This is a genomic window from Streptococcus pseudopneumoniae (assembly GCF_001072925.1).
Classification (GTDB): domain Bacteria; phylum Bacillota; class Bacilli; order Lactobacillales; family Streptococcaceae; genus Streptococcus; species Streptococcus pseudopneumoniae_Q.
Genome location: NZ_JVHE01000115.1, coordinates 1 through 11,788, shown reverse-complemented (window position 1 = coordinate 11,788; position 11,788 = coordinate 1). Strand labels below are relative to the sequence as shown.

Sequence of the window (11,788 nt, the reverse complement as noted above, 5' to 3'; positions counted from 1 at the left end):
TAGACATGATAAAAGGAAAAAATGTAATTTTGACTGCTCAAGATATTGTCGTGGAATTTGATGTTCGTGACAAGATTTTGACAGCTATTCGAGGTGTCTCCATCGATTTGATTGAGGGAGAGGTCCTCGCCTTAGTTGGGGAGTCAGGTTCAGGTAAATCAGTTTTGACAAAAACATTCACAGGAATGTTGGAAGAAAATGGTCGTATTGCACAAGGTAGTATTAATTACCGTGGACAAGATTTGACAGCCTTATCTTCTCATAAAGAATGGGAAAGTATTCGTGGTGCGAAGATTGCAACTATCTTCCAAGATCCGATGACCAGTCTAGACCCAATCAAGACAATCGGAAGTCAAATCACAGAAGTTATTGTTAAACACCAAGGCAAGACTGCTCAAGAAGCTAAAGAGATGGCTATTGACTATATGAATAAAGTTGGTATTCCAGATTCTGAGAAACGTTTTGACGAGTATCCATTCCAATATTCAGGGGGAATGCGTCAACGTATTGTTATCGCGATTGCTCTTGCCTGTCGTCCAGACATTCTTATCTGTGATGAGCCGACAACAGCTCTTGACGTGACCATTCAGGCACAGATTATTGATTTGTTGAAGTCACTTCAACACGAATACCACTTTACAACAATCTTTATCACCCACGACCTAGGTGTTGTAGCAAGTATCGCTGATAAAGTTGCAGTTATGTATGCTGGTGAAATCGTCGAGTATGGTACTGTTGAAGAAATCTTCTACGACCCACGTCATCCATATACATGGAGCCTCTTGTCAAGCTTGCCTCAACTTGCGGATGACAAAGGTGAATTGTACTCAATCCCTGGGACACCTCCATCGCTTTATACTGAATTGAAGGGAGATGCTTTTGCTCTTCGTTCAGATTATGCTATGAAGATTGACTTCGAGGAAAAAGCACCTCAGTTTGCAGTATCTGATACTCATTGGGCTAAGACATGGTTGCTTCATGAACAAGCTCCAAAAGTTGAAAAACCATCGGTGATTGCAGATTTACACGACAAGATTCGTGAAAAGATGGGCTTTACACATCTTGAGGACTAGGAGGAAGGAAATGTCTGAAAAATTAGTAGAAATTAAAGACTTAGAAATTTCCTTCGGTGAAGGAAGCAAAAAGTTTGTCGCTGTTAAAAATGCGAACTTCTTTATCAACAAAGGAGAAACTTTCTCACTTGTTGGAGAGTCTGGTAGTGGTAAGACAACAATTGGTCGTGCTATTATCGGTCTTAATGATACTAGCAAAGGTGATATCATCTTTGAAGGTAAAAAAATTAATGGTAAAAAATCACGTGAACAAGCTTCGGAATTAATCCGTCGTATTCAAATGATTTTCCAAGACCCTGCTGCAAGTTTGAATGAACGTGCAACGGTTGACTATATCATTTCTGAAGGTCTTTATAACTATCATTTGTTTAAAGATGAAGAAGAAAGAAAAGAAAAAGTTCAAAATATCATTCGTGAAGTGGGACTTTTGGCTGAACACTTGACACGTTATCCACATGAGTTTTCAGGTGGTCAACGTCAACGTATTGGGATTGCCCGTGCCTTGGTTATGCAACCTGACTTCGTTATTGCGGATGAGCCGATTTCAGCCTTGGACGTTTCAGTACGTGCCCAAGTTTTGAACTTGCTCAAGAAATTCCAAAAGGAATTAGGCTTGACTTATCTCTTTATCGCCCACGATTTGTCAGTAGTTCGTTTCATCTCTGATCGTATCGCGGTAATTTATAAGGGTGTTATTGTTGAAGTGGCTGAGACTGAAGAATTGTTTAACAATCCAGTTCATCCATACACGCAAGCACTTCTATCAGCTGTTCCTATTCCAGACCCAATCTTGGAACGTAAAAAAGTTTTGAAAGTCTATGATCCAGATCAACATGACTATGAAACTGATAAACCTTCTATGGTAGAAATTCGTCCAGGTCACTATGTTTGGGCAAACCAAGCTGAGTTGGAACGCTATAAAAAAGATTTGAAATAAGAAAGAGTTTTGTAATCTTGGTAGAACAATTCTATTAAGATTATGAAACTTTTTTATTTTTGTAAACAAACACTAGTTTAAAGATAGATCAGTATATATCCGAGAACATGCTAAGACTCAATGAAAATCAAAGAGCAAACTAGGAAGCTAGCCGTAGGTTGCTCAAAGCACGGCTTTGAGGTTGCAGATAAAGCTGACGTAGATTGAATTTGATTTTCGAAGAGTATAAGACTAGTCTTCAATGACTCTTGGATGAGAGAGCAAAGAAGCTGTTTTCTTTGAAAGTGTATTGAATCTATACAGAATGGAATGGATAAAACTACTTTCAGAATAGCTCTGATGAATCTTCAAAATTAAAATCACTTTCTATTTAAAATATCAATCTTGCATTGCCTTCCTTTATGTGCTAGAGTTATGGTAACGGTTACAAAATTAAGGAGGGTTTTATGAGAAATCCAGCACTAATAGAAGAAATGAAAACTTACAGAGGGCGAGATGAAGTTCCGCAAGACTTTGACGATTTTTGGGATGGGGAGATTGAGAAGGTTTCGGTCTTGCCAGATTACCAATTAGAGGAACGTGATTTTCGTATTCCAAATGTGAAGTGTTATGAGCTAACTTTTAAAGGTACACGTGATGGGCTCGTTTATGCTCGAGTGGTCTTACCAAAATCAGAAAAGAAAGTACCTGTCATTTTCCACTTCCATGGGTATATGGGACGTTGTTGGGATTGGGCAGATATGTTGGCCTTTACAGTCGCTGGTTATGGTGTTGTATCTATGGATGTCCGTGGTCAGTCTGGTTACTCACAAGATGGGTTACGCTCGCCTCTTGGAAATACAGTTAAGGGTCAAATCATTCGTGGTGCAGTAGAAGGAAAAGAGCAACTCTTCTATAAGGATGTTTATCTTGATATTTATCAATTAGTTGAGATTGTAGCTAGCTTCCCACAAGTGGATGAGGGGCAATTAGCAAGCTATGGAGCTTCTCAAGGAGGAGCGCTGGCTCTGGTGGCTGCGGGGTTGAATCAACGGATTAAGCGAACCGTAGCTATTTATCCATTCTTATCAGACTTTAGACGAGTGCTAGAGATTGGAAATACCAGCGAAGCCTATGATGAACTCTTTCGTTACTTTAAGTTCCATGACCCATTCCATGAGACAGAAGAGCAGATTATGGAAACACTTAGCTATATCGATGTAAAAAATCTTGCCCATTGTATTAAGGGGGAAGTTCGGATGATTACTGGACTTGATGACGATGTCTGCTATCCAATCACTCAGTTTGCTATTTACAACCGTTTGACTTGTGAAAAGAGTTATCGTATCATGCCTGAATACGCTCATGAAGCCATGAATGTTCATGTCAATGATCAAGTTTACAACTGGTTGTGTGGTAGTGAGATCCCCTTTACCTATCTTGGTCACTAAAAATTGAAAAAAAGCTCTGTAGTTTCGAATGAACTACAGGCTTTTCTTTATGTGACTCAGATAATGGGAAAGTAGTTTCAGGTGGTTTGAAACTTCTAAATATCTTTGAAAGTAGAATCTATTATAGATTACAAAGTCTAAAAATTAGAATATTTATTATATAATATGATTAAAATAAAAAGTGAAAGGAGTCTAGCTGTTTGCTTATTTTTAACATAGAGTTTATAAAAGAGCAACAGCATTTCATTTACAAAGAATGGCAATTCCATTCAATAATACAGTTTCTTATTTGCATCTAGTCTGAAGGGATAAAAATTTTAAGCAAAAAAGAAAGCGCTTTATTTTTTAAAATAACGGAAGGGAAAACATGAATCAGAGAGATTTTGATAGAAAACAGAGATACGGAATTCGGAAATTTGCAGTTGGAGCAGCTTCAGTAGTGATTGGAGCGGTTGTTTTTGGTGCTGCACCGGCTTTGGCTCAAGAGGCACCATCAACGAATGGTGAAACAGCGGGGCAATCTTTGCCAGAATTGCCTAAGGAAGTAGAGACAGGAAGTCTAGCTAATTTAGATAAGGAGCTTGCAGGCCAAGTAACCACAGTAAATAATAGTGGAACAGAAGTGAGCCGTGAAGAGTTGCAAGCAAACCCAGGGTCTGAAAAACCAACCGGAACAGAAACATCAAACGAAACTCCAGCTACAGAGAGTGAAGACGAGGAAGTTGGAAACATTCCTCGTGACTTTTATACAAGAGAGTTGGAAAATGCCAATACTGTTATAGAGAAAGAAGATGTTGAAACCAATCCTTCAAACGGTCAAAGAGTTGACATGAAGGAGGAGCTAGACAAGCTTAAAAAACTTCAAAATGCGACCATTCATATGGAGTTTAAGCCAGATGCATCTGCTCCACGTTTTTACAACCTCTTCTCAGTTTCTAGCGATACCAAAGTAAATGAGTATTTCACTATGGCCATCCTTGATAACACAGCTATCGTTGAAGGTCGTGATGCAAATGGAAACCAATTCTATGGTGATTATAAAACTGCTCCTTTGAAAATTAAGCCAGGTGAGTGGAACTCTGTAACCTTTACAGTTGAAAGACCAAATGCAGACCAACCAAAAGGTCAAGTTCGTGTCTATGTGAATGGTGTCTTGTCACGTACAAGTCCTCAGTCTGGTCGTTTCATTCAAGATATGCCAGATGTCAACCATGTACAAATCGGTACAACAAAACGTACAGGCAAAAACTTCTGGGGTGCTAATCTTAAAGTCCGTAATCTAACGGTTTATGACCGTGCTCTTTCTCAAGAAGAAGTTAAAAAACGTAGCCAACTTTTTGAAAGAGGAGAGTTGGAGAAGAAACTTCCTGAAGGAGCAGAAGTTACTGATAAACTGGATGTTTTTGAAGGTGGTGAGAACCGTAAGCCAAATAAAGATGGTATCGCAAGCTACCGCATTCCAGCCCTGCTGAAAACTGATAAGGGAACCTTGATTGCTGGAGCTGATGAACGTCGTTTGCATCACTCTGACTGGGGTGATATCGGTATGGTCATTCGTCGTAGTGATGATAAGGGCAAAACGTGGGGAGATAGAATTGTCATCTCAAATCCTCGTGATAATGAGAATGCCAGAAGAGCTCATGCGGGATCACCAGTCAACATTGACATGGCCCTAGTCCAAGATCCGAAAACTAAGCGAATCTTCTCTATTTTTGATATGTTCGTAGAAGGTGAAGCTGTTAGAGATTTACCAGGAAAAGCACCACAAGCCTATGAGCAAATTGGAGATAAAGTTTATCAGGTTCTATACAAAAAAGGTGAAGCAGGACGATATACAATCCGTGAAAATGGTGAAGTCTTTGATCCTGAAAATAGAAAGACAGAATACCGTGTTGTAGTTGATCCTAAGCAACCAGCCTATAGTGATAAGGGTGATTTGTATAAAGGTGAAGAACTGATTGGTAATGTCTACTTTGATTATAGCGACAAGAATATCTTTAGAGTTTCAAACACTAACTATCTCTGGATGTCTTATAGCGATGACGATGGAAAAACTTGGTCTGCACCAAAAGATATTACATACGGTATTCGTAAGGACTGGATGCATTTCTTAGGAACAGGACCTGGTACAGGTATTGCCTTACATTCAGGACCTCATAAAGGGCGTCTGGTTATCCCAGCCTACACAACAAATAACGTATCCTACCTAAGTGGATCCCAGTCTTCACGTGTCATTTACTCAGATGACCATGGTGAAACTTGGCACGCTGGTGAAGCGGTCAATGATAACCGTCCAGTAGGTAACCAAACAATTCATTCTTCAACTATGAATAATCCAGGTGCTCAAAATACTGAGTCAACTGTTGTGCAGTTGAATAATGGAGACCTCAAACTCTTTATGCGTGGATTGACCGGAGATTTGCAGGTTGCAACAAGTAAAGATGGCGGAGCGACTTGGGAAAAAGATGTAAAACGCTATTCAGATGTCAAAGATGTCTACGTTCAAATGTCTGCCATTCATACGGTGCAAGATGGTAAGGAATATATCATCCTCAGTAATGCAGGTGGGCCAGGACGTTACAATGGTCTGGTGCACTTAGCGCGTGTGGAAGCCAATGGAGACCTAACTTGGCTCAAGCACAATCCAATTCAAAGTGGTAAATTTGCTTATAACTCCTTGCAAGATCTTGGAAATGGCGAATTTGGCTTGCTTTATGAGCATGCGACTGCCACTCAAAATGAATACACCTTGTCTTATAAGAAATTCAACTGGGATTTCTTAAGCAAGGATAGAATTGCTCCAACAAAAGCAACTGTGAAAAATGCAGTAGAGATGAGCAAAAATGTCATTGCTCTAGAATTTGATTCTGAAGTATTGGTGAATCAACCACCAGTTCTTAAATTGGCAAATGGGAACTTTGCGACTTTCTTGACGCAATACGATACAAAAACATTGCTTTTCGCAGTTAACAAGGAAGATATTGGTCAAGAAATTACAGAAATCATTGATGGTGCAATTGAGAGTATGCATAATTTACCTGTAAGTCTTGAAGGTGCAGGAGTCCCTGGTGGTAAAAATGGAGCAAAAGCAGAAATCCATGAAGTTCCAGAGTTTACAGGTGCAGTCAATGGTGAAGGTACAGTTCATGAGGATCCAGCCTTTGATGGTGGCGTCAACGGTGAGGAAGCAGCCGTTCATGATGTACCAGCCTTTGAAGGTGGTGTGAACGGCGAAGAAGCGGCTGTTCATGACGTTCCAGAAATAGAGGTTGAAGAAAATCCACCAGGAACTATTAACGAAGTTCCGGCCTTCGAAGGTGGGGTTAATGGTGCCGAAGCAGCCGTTCATGAAGTTCCAGCCTTTGAAGGTGGTGTGAACGGTGAGGAAGCCGCGGTCCATGAAGTTCCAGAAGGTAATCTAGTAGAAAGCTCAAAAGGGGAATCTGCCGTTCATGAAGTTCCAGCCTTCGAAGGTGGCGTCAATGGTGAGGAAGGAGTTAAGGCAGAAAGTACAGAGTTCGAAGGCGGTGTCAATGCAGTAGAATCCGCTAAGTTAGATTCTCCAGAATACACAGGTGGTGTGAATGCAGTGGAATCCGCTAAGTTAGAGGTGCCAGAATATACAGGTGGTGTCAATGCAGTAGAATCTGCTAAGTTAGATTCTCCAGAATACACAGGTGGTGTGAATGCAGTGGAATCCGCTAAGTTAGAGGTGCCAGAATATACAGGTGGTGTGAATGCAGTAGAATCCGCTAAGTTAGATTCTCCAGAATATACAGGTGGCGTCAATGCAGTGGAATCCGCTAAGTTAGAGGTGCCAGAATATACAGGTGGCGTCAATGCAGTAGAGGCCGCTCAGTTAGAGGTGCCAGAATATACAGGCGGTATTAATGGATTAGAACCTGCTAAGTTAGAAGTTCCAGAGTACACAGGTGGTGTTAATGGAGTAGAGGCCGCTAAGTTAGAGGTTCCAGAGTACACAGGTGGTGTTAATGGGCTAGAAGCTGCGAGTACAGAAGTTCCAGCCTATGTAGGTGGTGTAAACAGTGCTGAAGCTGCTGTCCATGAGATTTCAGAGTATAAGGGAGAACAATCTATTGTGGTTCAGGCCATGGCAGAGGATAAAACTTATCAAGCCCCTGCTGCTCATCAGCATCTCCTCCCTGAAACAGGAAGTGAAAATGTTGCTCCTCTCGCTTCGCTCGGACTTGTAGGCATGCTCCTAGGTATGTTTGCCATGGGTAAGAAAAAAGAAGATCAATGAAATAGTTAAAACTAACGAAATTCATAGAGAAATTTGATCTTATATTAGAAAGGGTCGTGACTAGAACTAGTTACGGCCTTTTTGATCTAGATAAATCAGGAGTCAAATAGTTAATACTCTTCGAAAATCTCTTCAAACCACGTCAGCTTCGCCTTACCGTATATGTGTTACTGACTTCGTCAGTTCTATCCACAACCTCAAAACGGTGTTTTGAGCAACCTGCGGCTATCTTCATAGTTTGCTCTTTGATTTTCATTGAGTATAAGTTTGAGATAAAGTTCATTAAAAAACGATTCAACTGGATGAAGCAATTTTATGTTAGAAAAATCCAAAGCGTCCGAAAGTAGTTTCAAATGTCCAATTTTATATTTCTAAAACTGAAAGTAAAATCTGTTCTATATTCATCTATCTTAAAATAGAGAAATTTATTATATAATGAGAATAAGATAAAATTTGAAAGGAGTAGGAGACTCTAGTTAACGATGGCATGATGATAGATTGTTGATCGTTAAGTGAGAGAAAATTTGAAAGAGCGAGTGTAACCCTTCGTGAAAAAGTAATTTTTGTCATTTAGTCAGATGACTAAAAATTTTAATCAAAAAAGAAAGCGCTTTATTTTTAAAAATGAAAGGAAGAAAGATGAAGCATAATCAGTTGGAGAGAAAACAACGATACGGAATTCGCAAATTTACAGTAGGAGCCGCTTCAGTCGTTATTGGAGCAGTTGTTTTTGGTGCATCGCCAGTATTGGCACAAGAAGCAACAGCTACCAATAAGGAAACGACAGAACTAGGAGTAGAGAAGGATCAGGCAGAAAAAGCAGTAGATACTGAAAAGAGTGCGACAGAGTCTAATGGGGTAGATACAGTCACACATACATCTACAGAAGCACATACTGGAACAGAGACAACTGCAACGGCAGAGACAACTGCAACAGCAGAAACGGCAGAAGCAACTAGAGAAATCGAAAAAGATCCAGCTTCACTTCCACGTGATTACTATGCTAGAGAGTTGGAAAATGTCAATACTGTTCTTGAAAGGGAAGATGTAGAGACTAATGCTGCAAATAGCAATAGAATTGATCTGACAGAGCAACTGGACAAACTGAAACAGCTTCAAAATGCGACCATTCATATGGAGTTCAAACCAGATGCTTCTGCACCAGCATTTTACAACCTTTTCTCAGCCTCAAGTGATACGGTTCGAAATGAATATTTCACCATGGCTGTTTATAACAACGTTGCCTTGATTGAGGGCCGCGATCAAAACGGCGACCAATTTTATGATAGATACACAGACGCACCATTAACAGTCAAACCAGGTCAGTGGAATTCAGTAACCTTTACAGTTGAAAGACCAAGTGCAGATTCTCCAGATGGACAAGTTCGTCTCTATGTAAATGGAGTCTTGTCACGAACAAGTAAGAAATCAGGACGCTTTATCAAAGATATGCCTGATGTAAATCATATGCAAATTGGTACCACAAATCGTGCAGGAAGTATGGTTTGGGGGGCAGGCTTACAAGTTCGTAATCTAACTGTTTACGATCGTGCCTTGAGTCCAGAAGAAGTTCAAAATCGTAGCTACCTCTTTGAAAGATCCGAATTAGAGAAAAAGCTTCCAGAAGGAGCTGAGATAACAGATAAAAAGGATGTCTTTGAAGCTGGTAAAAATGGGCAGTCAAATCCAGATGGTATTAATAGCTATCGTATTCCAGCCCTCCTTAAGACTGACAAGGGAACTCTGATTGCTGGAGCTGACGAACGCCGATTGCACCACTATGACTGGGGAGATATCGGTATGGTCGTCAAACGAAGTGAAGATCAGGGCCAAACATGGGGCGATCGTATCACACTTACGAATCTACGCGACAATCCAAAAGCTACTGATCCATCTGTTGGTTCACCAGTAAATATCGATATGGTTTTAGCCCAAGATACTGAAACCAAACGAATCTTTTCAGTCTATGATATGTTCCCAGAAGGAAAAGGTATCTTTGGGATGTCAGCTGAAAAAGAGGAAGCTTATAAAGAAATTGATGGGAAAACCTACCAAATTCTCTATCGTGAAGGAGAAAATGGGGCCTATACTATTCGTGAAAATGGTGTAGTCTACACACCAGATGGTCAGGCAACGGATTACCGTGTTGTTGTAAATCCTGTCAAGCCGGCTTATAGCGATAAAGGTGATCTTTATCAGGGTGAGCAGTTACTAGGAAATATCTACTTTACAAGTAATAAAACTTCTCCATTTAGAATTGCTAAAGACAGCTACCTATGGATGTCTTACAGTGATGATGATGGTAAGACTTGGTCAGCTCCTCAAGATATTACCCCAATGGTCAAAGCTGATTGGATGAAATTCTTAGGTGTGGGACCTGGAGTGGGCATTACCCTCCAGAATGGACCTCATAAAGGTCGGATCGTCGTTCCTGTCTATACGACGAATAGAACAAACCACCTCAATGGTTCTCAATCATCTCGTATCATCTACTCAGATGACCATGGTAAGACTTGGCATATGGGTGGCGGTGTCAATGATAACCGTACACTTTATGATGGTACAGTAGTTGATTCAAGCAACATGAACAATTACTACGCTCAAAATACGGAATCTTCTGTTGTTCAATTGAATAATGGTCAGTTGAAACTCTTTATGCGTGGTTTGACTGGTGATTTGCAAGTTGCGACAAGTAATGATGGTGGTATTACATGGGATAACTATGTAGCACGCTATGATGTACCAGATGTCTATGTTCAAATGGCAGCGACTCATACGGTTCAAGATGGTAAAGAGTATATCCTTCTAGCAAATGCCAATGGCCCAGGTCGTAAGAATGGTTACATTCGAGTGGCTCGCGTAGAAGAAGATGGCGAGTTGACTTGGCTGCATCATCATTTGATTCAAGAAGGGGAGTACGCCTATAACTCACTTCAACAGATCGGACCAAAAGAATTTGGTCTCTTGTACGAACATCATGAAGCTGGTGGCAATCCTTATACTCTATCCTTCAAGAAATTCAACTGGGATTTCCTAACGAAGGAAAGAATTTCTCCTAAAGAAGCCAAAGTTAAAAATGTTATTGAAAAATGGCCAGGAATTCTTGCAGTAGAATTTGATTCAGAAGTTTTGGTTAACAAAATCCCAACACTTCAGTTGGCAAATGGTAAAAAAATAAACTTTATGACCCAGTACGATACGAAGACTCTTCTATTTACAATAGACAAGTCAGATCTTGGTCAGGAGATAACTGGACTTGCTTCTGGAGCTATCGAGAGTATGCACAACCTTCCAGTGAGTCTTGAAGGAGCAGGTATTCCTGGAGCTGCCAACGGTAGTGAAGCTGCTGTTAACGAAGTACCAGAATTCACAGGTGGTGTTAATGGTGTAGAAGCTGCGACTGCTGAACTTCCAGAATTTACTGGTGGAGTCAATGGTAGTGAAGCAGCTGTAACGGAGCTCCCAGAGTATACTGAACCTATTGGTACAGTAGGTGAAGAAGCAGCACCGATAGTAGAACTTCCAGAATTTGCAGGTGGAGTCAATGGTGTAGAAGCAGCAAAAGCAGAATCTCCAGAATTTGCAGGTGGTGTCAATGGTAGCGAAGCAGCTGTACATGAAGTCCCAGCATTCACAGGCAGTGTGAAGAATGACGTCGCGTCAACAGAAAAACCAGGATTTGTAGGCGATGTCAAAGGTTCAGAAATAGCGAGCGCTAAAAATCCAGATCACAAAGGTCAGCAGTCTATTGTATCTCAGGCTATGTCACAGGATAAGACCTATCAAGCACCTGCAGTTCGTCAAGATGTTCTTCCTAAGACAGGAAATGAAGATGCCACTGCCCTTGCTTCTGTAGGACTTGTGGGGATGTTCCTTGGTATGTTTGCTTTTGGGAAGAGAAAAGAAGATTAGTCAAATCGTTAAAATTGAAGGTTTCCTTAGTGAAACTAGATCTTAGTTAGAAAGGGTCGTAACGGAAATTTGTTACGGCCTTTTTTCTTTCATGTTTGCGAGAAAAAAGGGCTCTATAATATTTGTAGTGGGTAAATCCCCTATGGATATTATGGAGCCTATTTTTGTGTAG

5 protein-coding genes are annotated in these 11,788 nt (G+C 40.5%); all 5 read left to right on the top strand.

The genetic code is table 11. The annotated features are described in order from the left end of the window. The first annotated feature begins 5 nt into the window (after positions 1 to 5). On the top strand, positions 6 to 1,073 hold the full coding sequence (locus ADH81_RS08540) for an ABC transporter ATP-binding protein (protein ID WP_049528226.1): 1,068 nt from the start codon (positions 6 to 8) through the stop codon (positions 1,071 to 1,073). A gap of 10 nt (positions 1,074 to 1,083) precedes the next feature. Beyond that, the gene (locus ADH81_RS08535) at positions 1,084 to 2,010 is read left to right on the top strand and encodes an ATP-binding cassette domain-containing protein (protein WP_049502741.1); all 927 of its coding nucleotides are present in this window, start codon (positions 1,084 to 1,086) and stop codon (positions 2,008 to 2,010) included. Between the two features lie 446 nt (positions 2,011 to 2,456). Beyond that, complete coding sequence (locus ADH81_RS08530) at positions 2,457 to 3,440, top strand: acetylxylan esterase (protein WP_049528223.1); 984 nt, start codon at positions 2,457 to 2,459, stop codon at positions 3,438 to 3,440. A gap of 367 nt (positions 3,441 to 3,807) precedes the next feature. Continuing rightward, on the top strand, positions 3,808 to 7,704 hold the full coding sequence (locus tag ADH81_RS08525; RefSeq protein ID WP_049528221.1) for an SIALI-17 repeat-containing surface protein: 3,897 nt from the start codon (positions 3,808 to 3,810) through the stop codon (positions 7,702 to 7,704). Positions 7,705 to 8,343: 639 nt separating this feature from the next. Further along, entirely contained in the window at positions 8,344 to 11,616 is a 3,273-nt protein-coding gene (locus ADH81_RS08520; RefSeq protein ID WP_049528219.1) for an SIALI-17 repeat-containing surface protein, read from the top strand. The last annotated feature ends 172 nt before the right edge of the window (positions 11,617 to 11,788 follow it).